Here is a 22,174-nt window from a genome sequence, read left to right as displayed (position 1 = left end):
GCGTGATGTACCGGTCTAGCGCAACCCGCGTGACTACTCGGCTCACAGTCTGACTTCCTCGGCCAGCTCGCGCTGATGTCGCCGCATCCATTCGAGGACCAGTTCGTTTGCGCCGCCAATTGGCGCGTCGGCAATGAGCTGGGCCAGTGCCTTCGCGTCGTCGACGTCATGCCCCCATCCCTGGTACTTCAGGATTTCGTCGCCGTCCGCGCCGCGCATCTCGGCGTGAGAGATCCACACGTCCCACTTGCGCACGTCGGGCAGTCGCCACGAACTGATGACCGCATAGGTGGTCGCGCCTGACCGAGCTAGCCATTCACCCCCGCCGCCCTGTGTCCAGGCCAGCGTCACGGTGCGACTTTGCCGAAGCGTTGTGCGGCGGCCTGGCGGCTGACGCCGAGCGCCGTGCCGATCATGGCCCAGCTGTCGCCGGCCTCCCGCGCGGCGGCGACGGCGGCATCGAGTTCGGCGTCGGCGCCGGCGAGTGCCTTCGCGGCCGCGGCGATCCGGCGCATGTGCCGGGCGTCGCGCGCCTTGGCCGGGTCGACGTCGAGATTGTCGAGCCACGCTTCAGTGTCGGTCTGTTCGGTGGTCTGGTCTTTGCTCATGGTCATCACCCCTTCACAGGTAGTCGTAGAACTTCGGGCGGAGGACATCGGCATGGATGAGGCGGGCGGGTTCGTCGCTCACCACAACGATTTCGAGCAGGCGGCCGGTGGTGTCCGCGCCGATGATGAGCTGGCGGATGTCGCCGTCGTATTCCTGTTCGATGATGCGGATCGCGAACTCGACCGCGTGCAGCATGTCGGCGTCTTCGACGCCGTGCTTGCGGGCGCTGGCCGTGATCTGCATAGTGTCAATGATACGTTGACAGTGACGCTATGTCAATGGTTCGTTGACATAGCTCGCCGGTGTTGAAAAGCCATCTCCGCGAAACTGGCGGGCATGGCGCGGCCGGCTGCACTGACGACTGAGATCGGGTACATCAACCCGTCCGCCACCGACCCCGCTTCGTGGATGCCGGGCTCGGTTCCGGACATGTGGTGGTGGGAACTCACCGAGCAGGTACCGGATCTGAAGTGGCCGCTGTCGCTGATCACCTACTCGCGGATGCCACGCGAGGACGCCCGCTGCTGGTCGCTGCTGTCGGCGATCGGCCTGCCAATCCGGCGAACGCAGTGGCGGATAGACCCGAACGGCGCCGAGGACCGCGTCGTCGCGCACATTGCGAACGATCTCGGCCTGCCGATCCGCGGCGACGGCGGCGGCGATAAGCCGGTCCCGAGGCAGCGCGATCGGTTCAGTTGGAAGTCGCACCTGCGAGACACGCTGTCGTGCTTGCGTTACGGGCACGCTGTCTTCGAGCAGGTCTACCGCTACGACGACACCGGCGGCCCGTTCAACGGGCTGTTTCACCTCCGGAAGCTCGCTCCGCGTCCGCAGTTCACGATCAGCGGGTTCAACGTGGCGCGCGATGGTGGGCTGTTGTCGATCGTGCAGGACGAGCCGATGAGTGGCCCGCTGCGTCTGTCTCCGACGCTCATCGATGTGTCGCGGCTGGTGGTCTACCGCAACGAGCCGGAACCTGGTGTGTGGATTGGGACTTCGCTGCTGCGGCCGAGCTACAAGCACTGGCTGCTGAAGGACGAGCTGATGCGGATCCAGGCGGCTGCGGCTCGCCGGAACGGTATCGGTGTCCCGGTCGCCTACCTGAACGAGAAGGACACCAACGGGTCGCAGGCCGTGACCCGGATTAAGGAATACGAGCAGATCGCGACTCGGTTCCGGGGCGGCATGTCGGCCGGCGCCGCGTTCCCAGCCGGGGCGAAGCTCGAAATCCTCGGCGTGCAGGGCAATTTGCCGGACATGCAGCAGGCGATCGAGTATCACGACAAACAGATCGCGCTCGCCGGACTGGCGCACTTCCTGAACCTCGATCGGGGTGGATCGTATGCGCTCGCCAGCGTCCAGGCCGACGTGTTCGTCCAGTCGGTGCAGTCGATCGCCGACGACATCGCCGACATCACGAATCAGCACGTTATCGAGGATCTGATCGATTCAAACTACGGGATCGACGCCGGCGCCCCGCTGATCGTGTGCGACGAGATCGGTTCCCGGCAAGACGCAACAGCTTCCGCGCTGGCACTGCTCGTCCAGGCCGGACTGCTCGATCCGGACGCGGCGCTGAAGGCGTTCATCCGCCAGCAGCTCGGCGCCCCGGCCCTCGATCCGAACTACAAGCCGCCCGCCCCGGCCCCGGCGGATGAACCCGCGAATGATCCCGCGGCCGAGTCCTCGAACAGTGCTCGCAAGCAGACGAAAGCTGATCTCGGGAAGATGACGCTGACCGGACAGGGAGTGTTGTTCTGATGAATCTTGATCGCGACCGGCAGATCGCACTGTCCGGGCTGACGCATTTCCTGCAACTACCGACGTTCAACGCTGCGCCTCCGGTCATGCGGCTCAACGAGTCTCAGCGTCGATCGGCCCGCGCAGCACTCGGCATCGCAGCAGACGCCGATCCTATCGAGTGGTTCCGGATCCAGAAACCGACCACCGTCAATGCCGCGGGCAAGACGAAGACGTCGGCCGAGATCCTGATCTACGACATCATCGATCCGTGGGGTGTCAGCGCCGGTGACTTCGCGAACGCACTGAACGAACTGGAAGTCGACGAGATCGTCGTCGGCATCAACAGCCCGGGCGGCATCGTCTTCGACGGCATCGCGATCATGAACGCGTTGAAGCGGCACCCCGCCAACATCATCACCCGCATCGACGGAATGGCCGCCAGCGCAGCGAGTTTTATCGCGATGGCCGGTGACGAGATCCAGACATCGAAGTACGCCGAGATGATGATCCACGAAGCGTGGGGCTACGTTTCGGGCAACGCCTCGGACATGCAGGAAATGCACGACCTGCTGATCCGGCACAACGAATCGATCGCCTCGGTGTACGCCGACCGGGCCGGCGGATCGGTCAAAGACTGGCTCAAGCTGATGAAGAACGAGACCTGGTTTACGGCCGAGGAAATGATTACCAACGGTCTCGCCGACACCATCATCGAGCCGGCCGACGACAGTTCCGAAGCGGACGAAACGGAATCGCTCAAGAATCGTTTCGATCTCACCGTCTTCAACTATGCCGGGCGGAGCGAAGCACCACCACCGGCGATCCGGATCCGGAACCAAGCCGTACCGGCTGACCGCTCTACGAAGGGAGCCCCCGTGGCAACTCTGAAGGAACAGCTCGCCGAGAAGCACGGCCTGGACGTGGAACTCGACGACGACGCGTTCGCGGCCGCGCTGGAAGCGGCGCTCGCCACCGAGGAAGAGTCTCCGGCGGATCCGGCGGGTGAACCCGACCCGGTCGAGGCTGGCGAGCTGGCCGCAGCGTCGGCGACGCTGAAGAAGTTCGGCTTCGCGGTCGTCGACACCGAGACCCTGGAAGCGGTGAAGGCGCAGTCGCAGCGGGGATCCGAAGCATTCGCGGCGATCCAGGCGCAGGCGGATGCACAGATGCTCGACGACGCGATCCGGACCGGCAAGATCGCCCCGGCATCCCGCGCGAAGTGGGAAAAGAACCTGACCGGCGCCGCCCGCGCGGAGTACATCGAGGCGCTGAAGAACGCCGAAGCGGTGTTCCCCGTCCAGGAACAGGGCCACGGCCAGAACCCGGATCCCGGCGCCGAGATGAGCGCGCCAGACGGCCTCGGCTGGTTTGATTCGGCACCGCTCGAACCGTCGACCAAGTAACTCAGGCATCCGGACCCGAAGGGACACAAGCCAATGGCTAACGAAATGCTCGACGTCTACTCGCCAGGCCGAGACCTCACCGGCCGAGCAAGTTCTGCCGTCACCGGTTGCCGGTTCCTGAAGATCACCGGAAACCGGACGAACGGCAACATCGCGGTTGCCCACGCGACCGCCGCCGGCCGGGCCTGCGGCGTGTCGAAGTACGACGCCGCAGCCGGTGACAAAGTCGGCGTTGCCCGCGGCAAGGACCGCGTCGTTCACGTCCTGGCGTCCGGCGCAATCGCCGCGTTCGCCGAGGTCGAAGTCGGGGCTGCGGGTGTCGCTGTCACCAAAAACGCTGGTGTCGCTGTCGGTTACGCCCTCACCGGCGCCGCTGATGCGACTCTCGCCGAGATCTCGCTTTACTGAAAGGGACTGACTGATCATGGCCTACGCATCGCCTGTCACCTACCCGCTGGGACCACCGACCGTCAGTGGCACGACGCTCACCGTCGACGGTGCTCTGAAGCAGCCCGGCCGTATCACGAAGCGGATCTCGGACCTGACCCTTCAGCGGTTCATCACGACCGAACTGTTCTCGCAGTCCGGCGCGTCGACCGCCTCCGGCGCGATCATCTACGACGCAGTCACAGCGAACGAGCTGTACTTGAAGAACGACGTCGAGGAGCGCGGGCCGACCGACGAGTACCCGCTGGTCAGCTCGGAGCGGCTGGCACCCAAGGTTGCACGCTCGGAAGACTGGGGCGGTAAGTTCCCGGTCTCCGATGAAGCGGTGACCCGCAACGACATCGTTCACCTGAACAACCAGACCACGCAGCTCGCGAATACGATTGTCCGCAAGGTCAATCAGCGCGCCGTGGCGGTCCTCGAAGATGTCATCGCCAACGCTGGCGGTGCTGCGACGATCCCGGGCCACGACTGGTCGGACATCCAGACCGGCGGCACGTCCCCAACCCCGATGCAGGAACGGCCACTGGCCGATCTGCTCGGCGCACAGCTGGCCGCCGACGTCGAAGAGCTCGGCATCGAGTACAACGTCTGGATCATGAACCCGCAGGAATGGTTCAACCTTCAGACCGCGTACGACGGCAACGCCGCGACGATCCTCGACAAGGCCAATGTTTCGACCTTCGTGTCGAACCGGGTCACCGCGGGCACTGCCTACGCGGCGCAGCGCGGCCAGGTCGGCTTCCTCGACTACGAGAAGCAGCTTCAGACCGAGACCTGGCGCGAGCCGGGCAAGCGGACGAGCTGGGTCCAGTCGTTCGTCATGCCAATCATGGGCGTAACCAACGTGTTTGCCGTGAAGAAGATCACCGGCCTGGCCGGCTGATTTCTTCTTCCTGATCCACGAACGGGAGAAACGATGGCGAAGCGGGTAATCCGGAACGCGATCTGGCGGTACAAGGACACGAACGGCAAGTTCCGGATCGGCTACTTCGGCAACGAAGTGGACCTGCCCGACGATGAGATCGAACGCGGCGACAAGCTGGGCGTGTTCACCGCGCCGACACCGACTACGCGGACTCCCGACCCGCTTGAAGTTGTTCTCGCAGGGGGGGATCCAAACGGACCGGCACTGGATGCCACCGATCCGCCCGTAGCTGATCCAGTTCCCGAGACGCCTGCCGGGGACGACGGCACTCCGCCTGCGGCCGAGACCCCCGCGCCCCCGGAAACGCCTGCCGATGCCCCGAAGCGTCCGGCGAAAGCTGCGGCGGTGGAGGTTTGGCAGGCGTACATCGTGGCCTCCACTGCCGGAACGGATGCCCCGGTGACGGCGGAGCAGGCCAAGGCGATGACGAAGGATCAGCTTCAGGCGGCCGCACCGCCGGAAGGTTAGTTCCCGATGGCGGTGATCACGCCGATCATCACGAAGACCCGGCTGATTCAGCTCTTCCGGCCGCTCGTCGGCGCCGAAGACGAACTCGCTGACCTGTTGCTGCTGTCGGCGTCGCAGCAGATTCGCCGCAAGTTCACGCAGGCCGGTGTCACGCTCGACGACACGGACCCCGAAGTCGAGCTGGTCATCTACGAAGTCGTCACGGCCGTATTGCGCCGCGGCGACTTCGCCGGGTACTCGTCGGTGACGATCACGACCGATGATTCGACGGAGGCCCGCGTCTTCGCGAACCCGAACGCTGCGATCGATATCACTGACGCGCAATGGGTCCGGCTCGGCCTGGACCTCGGCGCGGCGGCGTCCGGTTGCTTCCCGGTGAACGACTACTGATGCCCGCGCTCTGCCTCGGCCCCGACACTGTCCAGTTGATCTTCCGCGATCCGGTCGACGGCGAGTTCGACGTAGACGGCCGCCCGGTCTACACCGATCGCCTGGTGACAAAGGACGGCGTGAAGTTCACGATCACCGGTGTCTCGGAGACGTCGGGCGTCCCGCCGGTGGCGGTCTATTCGGCGAAGTGCGCGCTCGACGTCGACACGGATGCGATGGCTCTCACCACGAAGGATGCGATCGAACACGACGGCAAGGTCTACGAGCTGTCCGGCGACGCCCGCGTGAAGAAGACGCTGATCGATCAGACGCCGCACCATGTTCGGGTGTTCTGCTCGCGGGAGGAACAGGCACGCAGCGTGGCCGAGACGGTGCTGTGGACGCCGCGCGGCGGCCAGGACGACGACGGCAAGCGGCTGCCGGACGGTGCACCGACCGAGCTCGTCGCGCTCGCCGTGGACGCCGGGAACACCGTGGCCCGGTACGGCGCCGGGGGCACCACAGAGCAAGCCGACTTCACGGTCGTGCTGGACGCCGGCAGTGGTGTCGGTGACGACGATTGGATCCGGGTCCGCGGCCGTGACTGCCTCGCGCGGGTCCAGCGAGAGTTCTCGCAGCACGCCGAGCGGAATCAGGATGTGATCTTGGCCCGGTACCGCGGAGGTGGCAGCTGATGGCACGCAAGCAGGGTTTCGTTCCGAATCGGAAGAACATCGGCCTGATCCTGAAGGAAGACAGCGGGATCGCGGCGGCGCTCGACGATATCGCCGAGGACGCGGCGGCGAAAGCCGGCGGCCAGGTGGTCAAGTACGTCACCGACCGGCAGGCGCGTTCGGTCGTCGTGGACGCAGAAGCGCAGGCGATCGATGGGACAGCGACGAAGGCGATGGGAGAGACGGCCGGGCAGCGTTCCGGGCGAAACCAGAACGGCGGCTTCGTGTCACGCAGTCAGTGGCGGCGGGCATTCGCGACAGGTCTATCGGATGCGGAAGAGCGGGCGAAGGCCACCTCGGGTGGCTATTCAGGTCTGCCGGAGCGGAAGCAGAAATGACAACTCGGGTTCAAGGCGAGCCGGTCGACGCGATCAGGCCGGCGCTGGTGGCGCTGCTCGGTGACGAAGATCCTGTGCCCCGCATCGCGACTCACAAGTGGCCGAAGGACTGGTCGCTGGCCGATAAGCGCCCGCTGGTCCTGGTCGCCGACGACGGGGGGCCGGTCGATTGGCCGGTGAAGTCCGAGCACACGATTCGGATCACGGTGGGCTCGGACGACATCCCAACGAGCCGCCGAATAGCTCGCAAGTGCTTAGGTCACATCCTCGCTAACCTTCCCGAAGGACTTGCAGCAATCCGGAATAACGGTCCGACGTCGCTCACAGATGCACAGCATTCGGAGACCGGCGCGGACCTCGCAACCGGGACTGTGCCCGTGGTGATCCGAACCGAGACCATCGCCTGAACGACAGGGAGATACGAACATGGCTGGCAACCCGAGCAATGTGCGGCTTTTCACGGAGGCCGATGTGTTCGTCTACAAGCAGCCTGTGCTCGCCCCGGCGGACATCCCCGACGATATAACCGACCCATTCGACACCACTGTGGCGTGGGACGCCACCGCCCAGTCGACGGTGAAGTGGGGTTACCTCGGGATCTTAGTCGGCGCTGACGGTATCGACACGCAGCGTGAGTTCAGCGAAACCGACATCACTGGTTGGGGTTACGGCACAATCTTGGTCGCGTCGAAGGACTTCAAGGCGACTGTGGCGCTGAAGGCCCGCGAGGATAATCCGGTCGTCCAGTCGATCAAATGGCCGGGGTCGAGTGACACCACGCTCGTCATTCCAGATCCGGCGCATCTGTACTTCGGGTTCGAGAAGCGCACCGCGGACGGCTACATCGACCGCAAGATCACGAAGCGCCCGGCGCGGCTGTGGATTCCGAACGAGAAGGACGTCGAGGGCGACAACACACCGTCCGATCTGACGGCGCGGATCTTCCCGAACAGCGCGCGCGAACTGTTCATCTGGCAGCACGGCGACGCCGCGTAATCGAATTACCTGACTGAACGGGAGATCTCGACATGAAGCTGGTCAGACTGACGAAGGACGCCGGAGTGCGCAAGGCCGGCGAAGTGCTGAAAGTCGACGACGCGTCCGCAGCCAACCTGGTTGAGAAGCGAAAGGTCGGCAAGTATTTCGACCCCGAGAAGCACGACGCGGAGAAGGATCCGATCGTCGCACGCACGGCACCGCAGCGCGGCCAGATCACCGCCGTCCAGGTCGCCGACGAAGACATCCACCCGGCCCCGACCCCGCGGACCGAGGATGAGGCAGACACCACCGAGGCCGATACTGACGCCAGCGATCCGCCGACCAATACCGATCACTCTCCGGAGAAGCGGGTCCCGTCGATGGGCGACTCGAAAGACTTACTCGTCGCGCAGCTGGTCGCCGTGACCGCGAATACCCCGGAGCCAGTGTCGGCGGAAGCCGGTGACCTGCTTACGAAGCCGCAGCTCGTCGCGAAGATCACCGAGGCTCAGAAGAGCTCGCAAGCGCAGTAAACAGCGTTGCTCTACCTTTCGCACTGACGTAGATCGGCACGGTCGCTTCGCTGGCGGCCGGAGCGGGGACACGGCCCGAAGCGAAATGGCGGAGCAATGCTGACAGGTGAGCAGTGATGCAGCGCGACTCGAAGCGCTCGGCGAACCGCTAGTCCAGTTCGTCTGGCGCAAGCACGATCTCACCATCCCACGGGCACTCGAAGAGTGGCCGCTCGGCTTGATTCGGCGCGGGCTCTACGTCGACGCGGTCGTCGAACTGCTAGGCGGCCAGACCGCGCCGATTCCGATGTACGGCGATATCGTCTCGCTGTCGGATGCTATGGCAGCCGCGGCCGGCGTATCCAGGCTTCCTGAAGAGACTCCGTTGCCCGACAGCCTGTTCGGGCTGCAACTGTTCGGCGCCGTCCCCCGGCTGATCGCTTGGCTCGACGCGTTCGAGGACGACATCGCCTCTGACCTGCGGGCCTTCCGGAACGTCGACTACCTCGATCGATGGCGCGGTGACCTGACGCTGCGCCAAATCTGGGTGTACATCCGGCGCCTGCCGCCGTCGTCAGCTCTGTCTGTCGCGCGAAACGGTGGCCACGAAATGTGGACGCGGCAGAGCATTCTCACCGCTCAGGTTTGGGAGCAGCTGGCCCGCCAGGTGTATGTCGGCCGCCCGATGACGTCCGAAGAGATCGCGCAGGTTGAGGAGATGCGCCGCGAGAACGCCCAAACGATGGCTGATCTCGCGGACAAAGAGGACTACTACTCGCCCGCTGCCTCCCGGGCGCGCATCGACGCAGCGAAGGCGAAGAAGGCGCGGACCGCGGCCGCTGTCGTGGCCGCCGGCGCGCAGACCGCTACTGAACCTCCGCCGGCCGCTGTGTCGGCGCTGGACAAGGCGATGGCATCCCGCCGCCGCGAAATGACATCCGACAGGAAGGCGGGCTGATGACCGCACGCAAGACGACCACGACGCCACCACCAGCGGCCGAAAAAGAGGACCAGAACGACACGGTGTCGAGGCGACCATTCTCCGACCAAATCTCACGCGACGACGAGACCGGACTGACAACGATCACGTTCCGGGACAACACCTTCACGTTCCCGACATCACGGTCTGAGTGGCCCACCCGGGCGATGCAGATCTTCCAGCGCGGACGCGCCGGCACTTTCCCTGACGGTGTCGAGTTGATGATCGGAACCGACCAGTGGGACCGATTCCTTGACATCGCACCGAAGATCGGCGACTTCTGGGAGTTCTTCCCGATCTTCACCGAGGCGGCCGGACTTGTCCGGCAGGACGCACCGTCACGTTCCTCGTCGGCGATATCACCAGCGTCGCAACCGGAGTCAAATGCGACGGAGTCCGGCGGACAGACGAACTTCCGCAGCGCCGACCCCTCCCGGCTCGCTGCGACCGAATCGCGCTATACCCCGCCCGATATCCAGGCAGGCGGATAACTCATGCCCTCAGGCGACGTCCTAACGCAGGTCAGCAGGACTCTTCGCTCGCTGACTTTGGTGAGCAATGGCTAGCGGCGGAAGGGACGTAGGCTACTACGCTTTGCCGATCATCCCCTCTTTCGAGGGGGGTATCGGGAAGATCGGGCGTGATCTCGACAAGGCGTTCGACGGTGTGTCGAAGTCTGCGTCGAAAGCCATCGCGGGCGGTGTGAAGGACGGCGTAGCTGACGCCGAGCGCGCTGTAAAGGCCAGCACCGACAAGATCGTCGCGCTCAAGGAGAAAGAAGCAGATGCCGCCGGCAAAGTGCGTGTCGCCGAGGAGCGCCTAAACGAGGTCCGCGACAAGGGCGCTACGGGCTCCACGCTGGCTAGGGCCGAGGAAGCACGGGAGAAGGCGCTACGCGGGCAGGCGGCGGCGCTGCGGAACGTCGAAGCAGAGACGCGATCTCTTGAGCGAGCGCAGAACTCGCTAGCCGACGCGCAGAAAAAGGCGGAGTCCGCAGGGAAAGACGGCGGGTTGTCGTGGCTCGACAAGGTCCGCGGCAAAGCCGGTGACGCTGGTGACGCGCTCGAAGGTCTGAGCTCGAAGGCGTCCGGTGTTGCCGGACGGATCGGCTCGGCTGGCGGTGAAGCTGGCGCATCGTTCATGGAGGGCTTCGGCGGACCGCTGGAGGCACTCGGCACGAAGGCCGGACCGATCGGCATGGGTATCGCTGCTGCTGCGACGATCGCCCTCGCTGGCGGCGTGCTGATCGCGAAACAGGTCTTCGCCGGGATGGATCAGCAACAGGCACAGGCCAACGTTCAGGCGAAGCTAGGTGTCGACGACGCGACGATGAAGCGGATCGCGGGGGCGGCCGCGCAGTCGTACACGAAGAACTTCGGCGAGTCCATCGAAGGGAACATGGAAGCCGCGCGGGCGGCGATCCAGTCAGGTCTGCTCAATCCAGAGGCATCGAGTGGCGCTCAGTCGCAGATGATCTCGCAGCTTGAGACGGTGTCGAGCCTACTCGGCGAGGACATCCCTGCGGTGGCCCGGGCGGCGAATCAGGCCATTGCCACAGGTCTGGCGCCGAACGCGACAGCGGCGTTCGACCTGATCACGAAGGGACAGCAGGCCGGGCTCAACGAGTCCGAAGACTGGCTCGACACCATCAACGAATACGGCACTCAGTTCCGGAAGCTCGGCTTGTCCGGTCCGGAGGCTATCGGGCTGATCTCGCAGGCGATGAAGGCCGGCGCCAGGGACAGCGATGTCGCCGCGGATGCGCTGAAAGAGTTCAGCATTCGTGCGATCGACGGGTCGAAGACGACGGTCGATGGATTTGAATCGCTGGGCCTAGCCGCGGACCAGATGCGGGAGAAGATCGCCGCTGGCGGGCCGGCTGCGCATGACGCGCTCGGCCAGGTGCTCGATGGGCTTCGCAATATCAAGGATCCCGCCGAGCAGAGCCGGATCGCGGTCGAACTTTTCGGTACGCAGTCCGAAGATCTCGGGGCCGCACTGAGCAAGTTCGATCTCTCAACGGCGGTGGGCCAGCTCGGCGATGTCGCGGGCGCCACGCAAAAGGCTGCGGATGTGGCCGGAGGTACTGCGTCGTCGTCGTGGGAGTCGATGGAACGGACCGTCGAGACAGCGGTCGACGGGATGCAGCAGCAGCTCGCCGGAGTTTTGGGGCCGGCGGTCGGCGACCTGGCGAAGTCGTTCACTGAGAACGAGGCCGACGTCATTGGGTTCTTCACGACGGTTGGCGAAGCGTCGGTGTTGTTCGTGCAGGTCGTGACCGGCGCGATATCGGGAACGATCCGTGGCGTAGCGCTGCTCACCAACGCGATCGGCGACGCGTACGGCGGGATCACGAAATTCGGCGCTTCCGTGTACGACTTGCTCGGCGATCACGACACCGCCGAGCAATGGCGCAAGGAAGCCGAGGCCGGGTTCGGGCTCGCCGATGGCCTGTACCGGATGGCAGACGCTGGCGACGATCTCGTTAAGAAGCTCGACCACAGCCGCGATTCGATCGCCGAGCAGGGCGCCGCCGCGCAGAAAGCGGCCACGCTCAATCACGCGCTCGGGGATGCGGTGGCATCAATCCCTAACGGGAAAGACATTGTCCTCACTGACAATTCACCGGAGACGATCGAGCGTTTGAAGGCGATCGGTGTGCAGGTCGAGCAGACGCCGACCGGGCTCGCACTCACAGCGACCACCGGCGAAGCCGAAGAGATCCTGAACGCGTTCCGGAAGACGCAGGGTGCTCAGCCTGTCGAGCCGCCGGTGAAACCTGATCTCACGCAGGCCAACGCGGACATGCAGGCGTTTTATAACCAGTGGCAGAGCAAGCTGCTCACGCCGGCCGCCCCGGGCCCGGCGAACACCCCCGCCCTGAACCCGCTACTCGCCCCGTATCCACGAGCCGCCGGTGGCATCGACCGCCTGCCCGGCTCGGCGAAGATCCAGCCGGAGCAGCGCTATCTCGTTCAGTGGGCCGAGCCGGGCACGGGCGGCGAAGCGTACATCCCCCTCAAGGGAGGGAAGCGCTCCGTCGATATCTGGCAGGAGACCGGCCGCCAGCTCGGCGTGTGGAAGTTCGACCAGGGTGGTTTCAGCCCGGACGTTCTGGCCGCATCCGATCTCGCGGGGACCGACTACAGCCAGGGCAACCGAACGGACTGCTCGGGGATGGCGGCCCGCGTGATCAACCGCGCGCTGGGCTATCCGGACACAGGTCTGATGTCGACGAAGAACGCCGCGAAGTGGTTGGCAGAGCGCGGCTTCCGGCCCGGTATCGGCGGACCGGGCACCGTCACGGTCGGCTGGTACGACCACGGCCCGAACCCGAACGACGGACACATGGCACTGACCTTGTCGAACGGAATGGGCGCCGAGGCCGGCGGAAAGAACGGCGTCTTCACCGTTGGAGGGAACGCGGCCAACGCGAGCAACCCGGAGTTCGACCAGCACATGTTCTTGCCGCTCAACGCGATGTACGGCGAAGGCGCCGGCGGCGATGGCGGTATCGGCGGAGGCTACTCGGTCTCCGGCGGCGGGACAGCGGGTGTCGGGCCGGGTGGGCAGCCCGGCACCTACACCGCGCCGGACGCGAAGACAGTCCGCGAGGCGAATCAGAAAGTCGCTGACGCCGACACCCGCGTGAAAGAAGCCGAAGCGCGGCAACGTGAGCTCGAAGCCGACGCCAAGGAATCGCAGAAGATCTCGGCGCAGGCCGCCGTCGATAAGGCCAAGCGCGAAGCCGATGACGCGCGCGCCGATCTCGCCGAGACGATGAAGGGCAAATTCACCCCAGGCAAGCCCGGCAAGTCGAGCGGCCGCGGAAGCGGCGACTTCGACGGGCTCGGCGGCATCTTCGGCTCGTTCCTGAAGGAATCACTCGGCCTCGACGGCTCGATCTTCCCCGACATCTCGAATCTCGGTGCCGTCCAGTCTTTCGGCGCCCTGGCGTCGGCATTCAAGGGCCCGCTACAGGGCGCGATCGACGGACAGCTCGGTATCCAGCAGCCCGGATGGCAGCCCGGAATGCCCGTCAACGGACAGGCGGCACCGTCCGGTCTGCCGTTCGGATTCGCCGGCCAAGCGGCCCCCGGAATGGTGCCGCCGGGATCCCCGGCATCTGGCAACGGGCTCGGCCCGGCGCCCGGGCCCGTCGACATGTCCCGCAACGTCTCGATCTCCGTCGACTCCGGCCCGACAAGCGGCGAGATCGCCAACGTCGTCCGCCGCGAAGTGGCAAGTGTGGACCGGCTCGGCACGCATCTACCGAAGGGCGCCTGACGTGACCGTGCTCGAAGTGCCCGGATACCCCGGCACCACTGAACACCCCTGGTCGAGCCTCCCCGAGGAGATCCGCGACGAAGCGGTGACGCTGAAGTGGATTGGCAGCGACGGCAAGGTGTGGCCGCTCGCTGGTCTCGAAGGCGGCGTCGAAGGCGCGTTCATCGCCGGAGACATCGAAGGTCTGGTCCACATCCCGTTCGATTCGATCTGGACCAAACCCGCATACGGCCCGCCGCGTTTTCAGCGGGCGATCGACGGCCGCAAAGAGATCTCGTTCCCTCTGGGCCTGATGTCCGATACGTCGCTGGGCTGGTATGACACCGGGTCTCGGTTCTGGCGGGGCTGTAAGCGTGACGACACTGGGTTCTTCACCGTCACGACCCGCCGGTTCGGTGAGCTGTACGTGCCGATGCAGCTGCTCAACGCGAAGTGCACGCTCGCCGACGATCCGGCGCGGCAACGGTTCTCGCTCCACGACATCGTCCTAGCGGTCGATGGTGAGCCGCGCTGGAGGCGCCCCGATGTGCGTCCGGCGCCGTTCATCCGTAAGTCCGGTCCGAAGTCAGACGGTGTGCTGCGTGCGGTGAACCGCGGTACCGAGCCCGCCTGGCCGATCTACGTGATCAGCGCGCCGGGGAAGGTGTCGCTGCCGGACGGGCCGAACGCGTTCACCACGCCGACGTCGGATTCGGGTGTGCTGTCCGATTGGCCGCAGCTCGGCCGGATGTTCGGGATCCCATTCATCGACGACATTCTGGAGACGCTGACGCGGAAACGCACTGATACCAACATGATCGACGTCCCGGAGTTGCAGCCGGGCGAGCACGCGATCATCGACACCGATCCCTCGCATCGAATCGCGATCACCGCGAAGGATCCGGTAGATGATCTGCTGAAGAAGTTCATCCGCAACAGCGAGTTGTTGAACTGGATCCTCGGCGAATACGGCGACACCGGCATCCCTCTGTTGCAACGGTTTAAAGGCAAGGGATTCTCGATCCCGATCCCGCCGCGGTCGGTGGCCACGCTGCCGGTTCGGCATTCGATCCCCGGCGGCAAGGTGTATGTCCAGGTGCCGCAGCGCTTCGAGATGGCGGTCGCGTGATGTCGACCGCCACTCTCGATCGCGGGATCGACGCGAAGACCCAAGATGGCGAGCTGACCGAGCAGGTCTACATGCAGCTGCTCGAACGCCGCCACGCCTACATGAACCGGAAGGTGAAGAAGCCTCTAATCCGGTTGTGGGACAAAGAGTTCAACTTCATCACTCGTATCGAGGATGTCGACCGGTGGATGTGGGAAGAGCTCGCCACCGACGACGGCACCGCGGAGGTCACGTTCTCGGGCAGCCACCAGGACTGGCTTCGGGAAATCATCTGCATCGACACCCGCGTCGAGGAAGACCTGCATGTCACGATCGACCCCGATCCGGACAATCCGACCGACTTCAAAAACCGTTGGGGCGGCAAGGTTCTCACGATCGAAGACGTCGAGGAAGCCGGGCGGCCACCGACGACGACGCTCAAGTGCATCTCGAACCGACGCCACATGCGCGGCATCTACCTGGCGGCGAACCCGATCTTCCCGATGGAGATCCAGATCCCGAAGATGTTCCTCTGGGGCGGCCCGACTGCATTCACTTGTGCCAGTGCAGTGTTCATCAACCTGTTCCGGCTCTACACGCTCAACGGCTGGTATCCGATCCCGCGGAACGTGTTCGCCCCGGAGACGTGGCTTCAGAACATCTCGCCGCTGAACTGGCCCGTCCAGGTGATGCCGATCAACCCCATCATCGACCAGTCGCGTTGGTGCACCATCGGTTCCCGCTGGAAGGACGCGCAGACCGTCCTATCGCCGGTCATGAAGGATGCCGGCGTCATCTGTCGCGCCTACACCTGGCTCCCGGGAGATCCGCCGCCGTACACCATGTTCGGCGACGCGCTGGCCGAGGTACTGAAGCCGACCCGGGCCTGCATCATCCTGTCGTTCGAGGACAAGTCCGGGGTCACGGGCCCCACGGGCACCCTGCTCGACGGCGGCCTGAACCTGATGGCCGCAACGCTCGACGACCTGATCACCGAGACGATCATCCCGCTCGACACAGACGGCGACGGCGAGACGGACCCGTTCTTCCGGAAGCTGTTGATGGTCGCGCCGCAGCAGCCGCCGATCGTGTTCCGTGACGTCGGATACGGAAACGTCAAAAAGAAGAAACGCGTAATCCACAAATCGCAGGCCACCGACATAATCGTCGGTGGAAAATCTCCCGGCTGGGTGAATATGGCGATCACCTGGGCTATTAGATATGGACTAAGTCAATTAGCCCAGGTGATCAATTACGGGATCGGCGCCTATGAGCAGTACGGCGTCGAAGGGCTAGACAACCTCTACCAGGGCCAGCTAGACGACGTTTTTCTGGCTTTCCAGCGGTTCGTAAACCCGATCAGATCCGCACAAGCCGGTAGCTACGCATTCCGTGAACACTTTGCCCAAAACACCGGAACTGCGTATGTGCTGAATGCGATAGCCGGATTAGCGCAGGGCGACGAAGAAATGCGCGCCTATTCGTCGATGAAATTCGACGTCGGCGAAGGCCCCTACATCTGGGGCCAGGACTACACCCTCGGCGACCGTGTCTCAACCGACATCCGCAACGTCATCTACACCGACCAGATCCTCGCGGCCCGCGCCGAAGGAACCCGCGAACTCGCCGGCGACGTGCAAGTCAGCTTCGGCGACGACTCCCGCGAAGAAAACCCGATCGCGCGGGGCTTCCGCACGATCGCCAACGTCGGCAACTTCGCCGCACTACTCGCCGGAAGTGGAGATCTCTTCTAATGGGCAAGGCATCACGCCTCAAGCGCGGCAAGCACTCCCAGCGGCCCCGGATCCCGGGCATCGCAGAGTCGCCCTACATCGACGCGTTCACCACCGAGGAATGGGAAGAAGCCCGCGCGCGCGCCGACAAACTGCTGCTGTACTTCCGCGACGCCGTCAACGCCCTCAACGGTGTCATCATCGGAATTGACGACGCCACACTGCAATTGCTGCTGCTACACGCTGCGCTCGCTGGAGTCACCCAGGACGACGACCTCGCGCTCATCCGCCGCAAGGTGCTTCCCGACGAGACCGGCCGCCTGGTCGATGCCGTCGAGTGGATCCCCAAGAGCTTCGACACTCCCGAAGCGCTACTCGCCGACGCCGAGGAAGAAGCCCGCCGCCGCAAGGCCGCGATGGATGTCCAGCACGCGCAGATGTCGCCGGACGCGAAGAAGGCATTCGACCGGATGTTCCGGCCCGCCGCGGAGCGGGCGTTCAGCGCCGGCACGACGCACGCCGCCCGCCGGTTCGAAGCCGACAGCGATCAGACAGAGGAAGCGAAAGCGCTTCGCCGCCAAGCAGAACGGCTCCGACAGGAAGGCAAGCTATGACGATCCCAGTCGAACCGATCTACATCGGGTCGCGATTCGTCAACATCAAGTTCTATGCGATGCCCCGCAACCCCGGGGATCCGCAGATGATCGCCGGCACGCTGACGCTGATGCCCGACGAGGCGGCGCTGACACTCGACGCGCTGATCGGACCGACTGGCCCGCGCGGTCTGCCGTCGCCGTTCTGGCGCCCAGAGTTTGCGTCAACGATCACCAACCCCGCCGACCTGCCAGACGGCCTCGGTGACGCCGACGCGGGCCGCGCCTGGTACATCGCCGGGTTCTGGCATATCTGGGACGGCGACAACTGGCAGGTGATCCTCGGCGCTATCCCGGGCCCGCCCGGGCTGACACCGAACCTGTCGATAACAGCCGAGCTCGTCGCCGCCAGCTCGACGCCCTACGGCGAGATCGTCGTGCAGGACGGCGGCACCGACGAGAACCCGACCTTCCACCTACTGATCCCCGGACTGATCGGCCCCAAAGGCGACAACTCGCGGATCTCGGAATCTCTGGACTTCCACGGGGAACCACTCGACGGGCAGACCATCCTGTGGAACGCCGCCAACGAGCGGTGGGAGCCGGGCGACGCGAGTCAGCAGGCGGTCAAATACATCACGATCCCGGAGGGGTCGTTCGGACCGGCGGGCACGTTCAGCCAGGCCCGCACGGTTGTTGCCGCGCCGACGATCGTCGGCCAGGATTCCGCCTACAACCTGAAGGTGGGCGGGCATCTGCGGTGGAAGCGCTCGGGCCTGTTCAACTCGGCGCAGGTGTGCGTGGAAGTGCGGTATCTGCCGCAGGGCAGCGCGGACGCCCCGGAGTCGGGCCAGCTGTGCGGGAAAGCTCTCTACGATCCGTCGACGCTGGACGCGGAGACGATCGCCCACATCCGGGACCACTGGTCGGACACGTCGAACCCGTCGCGGGCGGTGGGCCCGGAGTCCTCGGTGGGCCGCATCTCGAAGGGCCAAGGCATCGACGTCTACGTGATCCTGTACCGACAGGGCGGCTCCGGCGGCTACACCTACGCGACGCTCGAATCGCATCTGTCACTCGAACTGATACCAGTGAGCTGACATGCCCAAAGCGGTCGACAAGCATCCGCAGTCCCGCGGCGTCGGGAACTCGCTGTGGAACCCGAATCGGTCCGGGATCGCGTCGTATGCGGATCCGTATTCGGCGATCGGCGAAGACGCCGGCAACGCGGGCGAACAGATCCGCGAAGGAATCCTCGATGTCATCAAGTTCTTCACCGGTGTTGATCTGACCGAGTTTTTCGACTGGCTCAGCGGCATCTTCAACAACCTGAATTTCGGTAATCTGCCCACCCCGGAAGACCTGTGGTCGGCGGTGGTTTCCGCGTTCCTCGACCCTCTAAGTGGCATCGCCGACGCGATCGGCAAAGCGTTCGCCGGTACCCCTCTCGACCTCGGCGCCAGCGCAACCAAGTTCGATGTGTGGAACGCCATCTCCGGACTGCTCGGAATTGGACAGTCCGCCGGCACGGCCGCTGCGACCGCGAACACCATCGCCCAACGTTTGCAGGCACGCATCGAGGCCGGTGAAATCCCCGGCGGTGGCGGCGTCTACTTCACTGACCCGTTCGCGTACGGGACCGCTGCGCACCTACCGAACCCGCCCTACTCACTAGCTGGATATGGGCCAGGTGCAGGGACTTACGGTCCAGCGAAGATCACCAGCGGATCCAGCGGCTCCGCCGATCAGTCCGTCCTGGTATGGAAGGGATCAGGCTCGGCGGACCGCACAGAGCTCTACGTCGACCAGTCACATCCCCTGTCAACGAACAACGGCGTGGTGTCTGCACCGTTTGTGAAGAAGGCGGCACATGGCGGATACACCTATCTGATCGGGCGCGCCGGCGCCGGGCACATCCGCGCCGCAGTTGGCGATGATGTCGCGGCGATCCAGGTGGTCAGTAGCGGCAACACCTTCACCACGGCCGCGAGCGTGGCCATCACTTCCGGCGACGGTGACGTGTTCGAATTCTGGTACGGCAAGCAGACCGATCCGACACTGTTGTGGTTGGTGCGCAACGGAAGTCCGATCATTCCAGCGTTCTCGGAGACCACGCACACGATCGGCTCAGGTAACCGCGAGTGGGGTGTAGGTGGATTCGCCAAGGGGCTTGGCGGTATCGCCGGCCAGGCCGCGCCTGCCCGCCTCGGATCAATCACCGTCGCAGACCAAGGAAACTAGGAGATATTCCATGAGCGTGTTCATCGATGGCCACGTCCAGTTGGACAGCCTCGCAACCATGTACGCCGTTCACAGCGAGCTCGCCGGTGTCGACGGCTCCCATTTTCGCGGGCAGGTGTCTCTGTGGCAGGAAGCCGGAGCGGTGGTATCGAGCCTGGAGATCAGTAGCGATCGACAGCCGGACGCGCCGGCGTTGACAGCGCGTGTCGGTGACCACCTGGTGTTGCTGCTCGGTCGGCTTCTGAAGTTCACCGACGCCGAATACCAAGCGGCCCAGCCCTGATTGGTTCGCTCAGAAAACGCTCCGGTGCTGTGCTTCACCCGTGACATCGAAGGATCAGGTAGCGCAACTCATCGTTAGTGAGGCGAAGGCGCGCAACCACACCCGGGACGAATGCCTGGCCGAGATGTCGGCCCTCTACCAGGAATCGCAGTGGGACGAGACCGTGTGGGGCCCGCAGGGCAAGAAGATCACCTACGGCGTCGCGCAGCAGGACAGCAGTTACCCCAACCGCTTCCAGGGTGCTGCCGCTCAGGTCAAGGCGTTCTTCGACAAGCTTGACGTCAAACGCACCTCGCCCGGCCATGGCGACATCTGGCTCAACATCTGCTGGCTGCAGCAAGCCCCCAACTGGCCGAGCACCCAGTACTGGTGGGACCACGGCCGTCAGGCATACCTCACCGAGATCAAGTCGCGCATCGCGACCGTCACCCCCTACCTCGACAAGTATTGGCCCACTGGAGGAATCACCGTGCCCAGCAAGATAATCACCGTGCCCAGACCGGATTTCAACGAGATCGATCAGATCTTCATGGACCTGGTCAACGGCAGCTTCCAGCACGCCTCGGCGCGTTCCCGGGTGCCGATCAACTTCTTCCTCCACACCGAACAGCCGCCCGGTACCGGCCTGGGCCCCACCTATGACTCAGCCGCCACCGACCTAGCCGCCTACCTTCGTGGCTCCAGCGGATCCTCGGCGGTGTCGTACCACTACTGCGTGCGGCAGGCCACCGATGGTGGAGTCACCGTCGTCGACGTCGTAGACACCGACTACTACTGCTGGGCGGTGCTGAACGCCAACGTGTTCAGCATCAACCTCTGCTTCGCCGGATCGAAGGTGGAGTGGACGCGCCAGCAGTGGATGACGCAGTCGAAGGCGATCGACGTCGCCGCGTATCTGGCGGTGCAGGACGCCTACAAGTACGGCTTCTCCATCGAGGTGATCCCGCCGCCCTATGCAGGCGCCGCCCGCGCCGGGATTTCTGATCACCGTTATGTGACAAAGGTTCTCGGATACGGAACCCACACCGATGTCGGCGACAACTTCCCGTGGGACTACTTCATCGCGCGGGTCAACTACTACACATCCAACGCGCCGGTCATCACCCAGCCGGCCGACACCACACCATTGCCGGCGCCGATCTGGCCGAAGGGGGCCGGTGACCGGGAGCTGCTGGAGTACATCGCCGCTCAACTCGGGCCGGGTGACCCTCTGTGGACGTCGAAGGATCGGACGCTACGCGACAAGCTGTGGGACGTCGCGACGAAGGTCGGTGTCTGATGGCCTGGCAGCAGCCCCAGCTCACCGACCCACCGATGCAGTCGGCAGAGATCGGGAAGCTGAACCGCCGCCTGCTGCTGGCCTATGCGAAGAACTCGAAAGCAGTCGAGGTCGGCGTCACCCTGCACGATGTATTCGATGCGGCCACCGACAAAGCGCTGCGCAACATTCAGGACTACCTCGGCATCGCGGCGGGCAAGGATCGCGGCGTCCTCACCTACGAAACGAAGCTCCGCCTCGGTGTGATCGTCCCGGCGCCGACCGCGCCCACGAAGCGGTTCATCCAGCAAGGCGTCGGCTTCTCGACAGATGCGTTCCTGATAGGCAACCCGAACCACTCCTACATCGACGCAGTCGCCGAGGGCTCCGCGGAGCTGCTGCGCCTGGCGCTGCCTGATCCGCGGCCGAAGATCGGCGACGCCTACTCGATGGGCGGCGACGTCCTTCGCGCGGCGCTCGAACAGTGGCCGGCCGACCGCCGCGACGAGTGGAAGCTGTTCACCGTCTTCGGTAACCCGTCCCGCCGGGGCGGCCCGACGCTACTCGGCAACGATCCCGGTGGGTCCGGCATATCGGGTGTCACTTACCCCGAGTGGACGTGGGATCGGTTGTACGACTTCACCCATGAGGGCGACATGTACCCGAACGCCACCGGCTTGTTGCCGCAGTTCTATCAAATCCTGGTCCGCATGGAAGCTTCGGTCGACTTCGCGCTCTACCTGTTTCAGGTGCTGTCGTCGTCGTTCGGGCCGATCATGCTCGGCCTGGTGAGCTCCGTCGTCCCCGGCGCTGGAGCCCTCGCGGCGCTGCTGCCGCTGATCACCGGCGGCAATCCGACCGAGGTCACCGACAACGGAACCCCGAACCTTCTCGCGATGATCACCAACATTCCGGCGATCATCCAAGCGCTGCTGACGCTGCTCAAGTTCGTGCAGACGAACGCGCACTTCCGCTACCACGACCAGCCGGAGACGTTCTGGCGCGGCCTGACCGCGGTCGATTGCGCCGCGCAGATCATCACCGAGAAGGTTACGACCGCTGTCGTCTACACCGTGCCCGGCACCGTCGCGAACTGGAATGACGGACCGCCGGCGTGGACGGCCTGGAAGCTCCCGTAGTCGCGAAGTAACCATCGGGGTCTGCAAACCACAACTCTCGGAAGG

25 protein-coding genes are annotated in these 22,174 nt (G+C 64.7%); 22 read left to right on the top strand and 3 right to left on the bottom strand.

Annotated elements, in window-relative coordinates:
* Window positions 1–42: 42 nt before the first annotated feature.
* The 3 genes from H7J73_RS32515 to H7J73_RS32505 are packed head-to-tail and all read right to left on the bottom strand — an operon-like array spanning window position 43 to window position 852.
* A complete protein-coding gene (locus tag H7J73_RS32515) occupies window positions 43–351 on the bottom strand; it encodes a hypothetical protein (protein ID WP_264071966.1) in 309 nt (102 codons plus the stop codon).
* Complete coding sequence (locus H7J73_RS32510; RefSeq protein ID WP_264071965.1) at window positions 348–608, bottom strand: hypothetical protein; 261 nt, start codon at window positions 606–608, stop codon at window positions 348–350. The genes H7J73_RS32515 and H7J73_RS32510 overlap by 4 nt, the downstream gene beginning before the upstream one ends.
* Window positions 609–621: 13 nt before the next feature.
* Window positions 622–852, bottom strand: a complete 231-nt coding sequence (locus tag H7J73_RS32505) for a hypothetical protein (protein ID WP_264071964.1) — start codon at window positions 850–852, stop codon at window positions 622–624.
* A 93-nt stretch (window positions 853–945) separates the two neighbouring features.
* Here H7J73_RS32505 and H7J73_RS32500 point away from each other — a divergent pair, with 93 nt between their 5' ends.
* The 22 genes from H7J73_RS32500 to H7J73_RS32395 all read left to right on the top strand — a co-directional run bounded on the left by H7J73_RS32500 (window position 946) and on the right by H7J73_RS32395 (window position 22,129).
* On the top strand, window positions 946–2,370 hold the full coding sequence (locus tag H7J73_RS32500; protein ID WP_264071963.1) for a phage portal protein family protein: 1,425 nt from the start codon (window positions 946–948) through the stop codon (window positions 2,368–2,370).
* The gene (locus H7J73_RS32495; RefSeq protein ID WP_264071962.1) at window positions 2,370–3,755 is read left to right on the top strand and encodes a head maturation protease, ClpP-related; all 1,386 of its coding nucleotides are present in this window, start codon (window positions 2,370–2,372) and stop codon (window positions 3,753–3,755) included. Before H7J73_RS32500 ends, H7J73_RS32495 begins: the two co-directional genes overlap by 1 nt.
* A gap of 33 nt (window positions 3,756–3,788) precedes the next feature.
* Window positions 3,789–4,163, top strand: coding sequence for a capsid cement protein (locus H7J73_RS32490; protein ID WP_264071961.1), 375 nt, complete (start codon window positions 3,789–3,791; stop codon window positions 4,161–4,163).
* Between the two features lie 16 nt (window positions 4,164–4,179).
* Window positions 4,180–5,088, top strand: a complete 909-nt coding sequence (locus H7J73_RS32485; protein WP_264071960.1) for a major capsid protein — start codon at window positions 4,180–4,182, stop codon at window positions 5,086–5,088.
* 33 nt (window positions 5,089–5,121) lie between these two features.
* The gene (locus H7J73_RS32480; RefSeq protein WP_264071959.1) at window positions 5,122–5,598 is read left to right on the top strand and encodes a hypothetical protein; all 477 of its coding nucleotides are present in this window, start codon (window positions 5,122–5,124) and stop codon (window positions 5,596–5,598) included.
* 6 nt (window positions 5,599–5,604) lie between these two features.
* Window positions 5,605–5,988, top strand: a complete 384-nt coding sequence (locus H7J73_RS32475; protein ID WP_264071958.1) for a hypothetical protein — start codon at window positions 5,605–5,607, stop codon at window positions 5,986–5,988.
* Complete coding sequence (locus H7J73_RS32470; RefSeq protein WP_264071957.1) at window positions 5,988–6,662, top strand: hypothetical protein; 675 nt, start codon at window positions 5,988–5,990, stop codon at window positions 6,660–6,662. The genes H7J73_RS32475 and H7J73_RS32470 overlap by 1 nt, the downstream gene beginning before the upstream one ends.
* Window positions 6,662–7,039 (top strand): hypothetical protein, encoded by a 378-nt coding sequence (locus H7J73_RS32465; protein ID WP_264071956.1) that lies wholly within the window; start codon window positions 6,662–6,664, stop codon window positions 7,037–7,039. Before H7J73_RS32470 ends, H7J73_RS32465 begins: the two co-directional genes overlap by 1 nt.
* Entirely contained in the window at window positions 7,036–7,446 is a 411-nt protein-coding gene (locus tag H7J73_RS32460; RefSeq protein WP_264071955.1) for a hypothetical protein, read from the top strand. The genes H7J73_RS32465 and H7J73_RS32460 overlap by 4 nt, the downstream gene beginning before the upstream one ends.
* Before the next feature lie 19 nt (window positions 7,447–7,465).
* Window positions 7,466–8,035 carry a hypothetical protein gene (locus H7J73_RS32455; protein WP_264071954.1) on the top strand — a complete coding sequence of 190 codons (570 nt, stop codon included), beginning with the start codon at window positions 7,466–7,468 and terminating at the stop codon, window positions 8,033–8,035.
* A gap of 32 nt (window positions 8,036–8,067) precedes the next feature.
* The gene (locus tag H7J73_RS32450) at window positions 8,068–8,550 is read left to right on the top strand and encodes a hypothetical protein (RefSeq protein ID WP_264071953.1); all 483 of its coding nucleotides are present in this window, start codon (window positions 8,068–8,070) and stop codon (window positions 8,548–8,550) included.
* 106 nt (window positions 8,551–8,656) lie between these two features.
* Window positions 8,657–9,487: a hypothetical protein gene (locus H7J73_RS32445; RefSeq protein ID WP_264071952.1), complete on the top strand. Its 831-nt coding sequence runs from the start codon at window positions 8,657–8,659 to the stop codon at window positions 9,485–9,487.
* Window positions 9,487–9,999, top strand: a complete 513-nt coding sequence (locus H7J73_RS32440; protein ID WP_264071951.1) for a hypothetical protein — start codon at window positions 9,487–9,489, stop codon at window positions 9,997–9,999. The genes H7J73_RS32445 and H7J73_RS32440 overlap by 1 nt, the downstream gene beginning before the upstream one ends.
* A 103-nt stretch (window positions 10,000–10,102) precedes the next feature.
* The gene (locus H7J73_RS32435; RefSeq protein ID WP_264071950.1) at window positions 10,103–13,795 is read left to right on the top strand and encodes a phage tail tape measure protein; all 3,693 of its coding nucleotides are present in this window, start codon (window positions 10,103–10,105) and stop codon (window positions 13,793–13,795) included.
* 1 nt (window position 13,796) lies between these two features.
* The gene (locus tag H7J73_RS32430) at window positions 13,797–14,903 is read left to right on the top strand and encodes a hypothetical protein (RefSeq protein WP_264071949.1); all 1,107 of its coding nucleotides are present in this window, start codon (window positions 13,797–13,799) and stop codon (window positions 14,901–14,903) included.
* The gene (locus tag H7J73_RS32425; RefSeq protein ID WP_264071948.1) at window positions 14,903–16,636 is read left to right on the top strand and encodes a Gp37-like protein; all 1,734 of its coding nucleotides are present in this window, start codon (window positions 14,903–14,905) and stop codon (window positions 16,634–16,636) included. The genes H7J73_RS32430 and H7J73_RS32425 overlap by 1 nt, the downstream gene beginning before the upstream one ends.
* Window positions 16,636–17,229 carry a phage gene 29 protein family protein gene (locus tag H7J73_RS32420; RefSeq protein ID WP_264071947.1) on the top strand — a complete coding sequence of 198 codons (594 nt, stop codon included), beginning with the start codon at window positions 16,636–16,638 and terminating at the stop codon, window positions 17,227–17,229. The genes H7J73_RS32425 and H7J73_RS32420 overlap by 1 nt, the downstream gene beginning before the upstream one ends.
* Window positions 17,226–18,308, top strand: coding sequence for a hypothetical protein (locus tag H7J73_RS32415; RefSeq protein WP_264071946.1), 1,083 nt, complete (start codon window positions 17,226–17,228; stop codon window positions 18,306–18,308). Before H7J73_RS32420 ends, H7J73_RS32415 begins: the two co-directional genes overlap by 4 nt.
* Before the next feature lies 1 nt (window position 18,309).
* The gene (locus H7J73_RS32410) at window positions 18,310–19,449 is read left to right on the top strand and encodes a DUF7257 domain-containing protein (protein ID WP_264071945.1); all 1,140 of its coding nucleotides are present in this window, start codon (window positions 18,310–18,312) and stop codon (window positions 19,447–19,449) included.
* A 10-nt stretch (window positions 19,450–19,459) separates the two neighbouring features.
* Window positions 19,460–19,732 carry a hypothetical protein gene (locus tag H7J73_RS32405; protein ID WP_264071944.1) on the top strand — a complete coding sequence of 91 codons (273 nt, stop codon included), beginning with the start codon at window positions 19,460–19,462 and terminating at the stop codon, window positions 19,730–19,732.
* Between the two features lie 40 nt (window positions 19,733–19,772).
* On the top strand, window positions 19,773–21,011 hold the full coding sequence (locus H7J73_RS32400) for an N-acetylmuramoyl-L-alanine amidase (protein WP_264071943.1): 1,239 nt from the start codon (window positions 19,773–19,775) through the stop codon (window positions 21,009–21,011).
* Window positions 21,011–22,129, top strand: a complete 1,119-nt coding sequence (locus tag H7J73_RS32395) for a peptidoglycan-binding protein (protein WP_264071942.1) — start codon at window positions 21,011–21,013, stop codon at window positions 22,127–22,129. Before H7J73_RS32400 ends, H7J73_RS32395 begins: the two co-directional genes overlap by 1 nt.
* Window positions 22,130–22,174: the final 45 nt, after the last annotated feature.

Origin of the sequence: Mycolicibacterium komossense (genome assembly GCF_025822605.1) — a bacterium.
Classification (GTDB): Bacteria; Actinomycetota; Actinomycetes; order Mycobacteriales; family Mycobacteriaceae; genus Mycobacterium; species Mycobacterium komossense.
The sequence above is the reverse complement of the archived record's forward strand: the minus strand, read 5'-3'. Positions and strand labels throughout refer to the sequence as shown.

What these genes read in the sequence shown, in the direction of transcription:
- H7J73_RS32500 (WP_264071963.1), top strand. Translation starts at nt 946, where the DNA reads ATGGCGCGGCCGGCTGCACTGACGACTGAGATCGGGTACATCAACCCG.
- H7J73_RS32395 (WP_264071942.1), top strand. Translation starts at nt 21,011, where the DNA reads ATGGCCTGGCAGCAGCCCCAGCTCACCGACCCACCGATGCAGTCGGCA.
- H7J73_RS32475 (WP_264071958.1), top strand. Translation starts at nt 5,605, where the DNA reads ATGGCGGTGATCACGCCGATCATCACGAAGACCCGGCTGATTCAGCTC.
- H7J73_RS32485 (WP_264071960.1), top strand. Translation starts at nt 4,180, where the DNA reads ATGGCCTACGCATCGCCTGTCACCTACCCGCTGGGACCACCGACCGTC.
- H7J73_RS32415 (WP_264071946.1), top strand. Translation starts at nt 17,226, where the DNA reads ATGACGATCCCAGTCGAACCGATCTACATCGGGTCGCGATTCGTCAAC.
- H7J73_RS32440 (WP_264071951.1), top strand. Translation starts at nt 9,487, where the DNA reads ATGACCGCACGCAAGACGACCACGACGCCACCACCAGCGGCCGAAAAA.
- H7J73_RS32405 (WP_264071944.1), top strand. Translation starts at nt 19,460, where the DNA reads ATGAGCGTGTTCATCGATGGCCACGTCCAGTTGGACAGCCTCGCAACC.
- H7J73_RS32465 (WP_264071956.1), top strand. Translation starts at nt 6,662, where the DNA reads ATGGCACGCAAGCAGGGTTTCGTTCCGAATCGGAAGAACATCGGCCTG.
- H7J73_RS32490 (WP_264071961.1), top strand. Translation starts at nt 3,789, where the DNA reads ATGGCTAACGAAATGCTCGACGTCTACTCGCCAGGCCGAGACCTCACC.
- H7J73_RS32410 (WP_264071945.1), top strand. Translation starts at nt 18,310, where the DNA reads ATGCCCAAAGCGGTCGACAAGCATCCGCAGTCCCGCGGCGTCGGGAAC.
- H7J73_RS32510 (WP_264071965.1), bottom strand. Translation starts at nt 608, where the DNA reads ATGAGCAAAGACCAGACCACCGAACAGACCGACACTGAAGCGTGGCTC.
- H7J73_RS32455 (WP_264071954.1), top strand. Translation starts at nt 7,466, where the DNA reads ATGGCTGGCAACCCGAGCAATGTGCGGCTTTTCACGGAGGCCGATGTG.
- H7J73_RS32425 (WP_264071948.1), top strand. Translation starts at nt 14,903, where the DNA reads ATGTCGACCGCCACTCTCGATCGCGGGATCGACGCGAAGACCCAAGAT.
- H7J73_RS32470 (WP_264071957.1), top strand. Translation starts at nt 5,988, where the DNA reads ATGCCCGCGCTCTGCCTCGGCCCCGACACTGTCCAGTTGATCTTCCGC.
- H7J73_RS32505 (WP_264071964.1), bottom strand. Translation starts at nt 852, where the DNA reads ATGCAGATCACGGCCAGCGCCCGCAAGCACGGCGTCGAAGACGCCGAC.
- H7J73_RS32450 (WP_264071953.1), top strand. Translation starts at nt 8,068, where the DNA reads ATGAAGCTGGTCAGACTGACGAAGGACGCCGGAGTGCGCAAGGCCGGC.
- H7J73_RS32460 (WP_264071955.1), top strand. Translation starts at nt 7,036, where the DNA reads ATGACAACTCGGGTTCAAGGCGAGCCGGTCGACGCGATCAGGCCGGCG.
- H7J73_RS32495 (WP_264071962.1), top strand. Translation starts at nt 2,370, where the DNA reads ATGAATCTTGATCGCGACCGGCAGATCGCACTGTCCGGGCTGACGCAT.
- H7J73_RS32420 (WP_264071947.1), top strand. Translation starts at nt 16,636, where the DNA reads ATGGGCAAGGCATCACGCCTCAAGCGCGGCAAGCACTCCCAGCGGCCC.
- H7J73_RS32480 (WP_264071959.1), top strand. Translation starts at nt 5,122, where the DNA reads ATGGCGAAGCGGGTAATCCGGAACGCGATCTGGCGGTACAAGGACACG.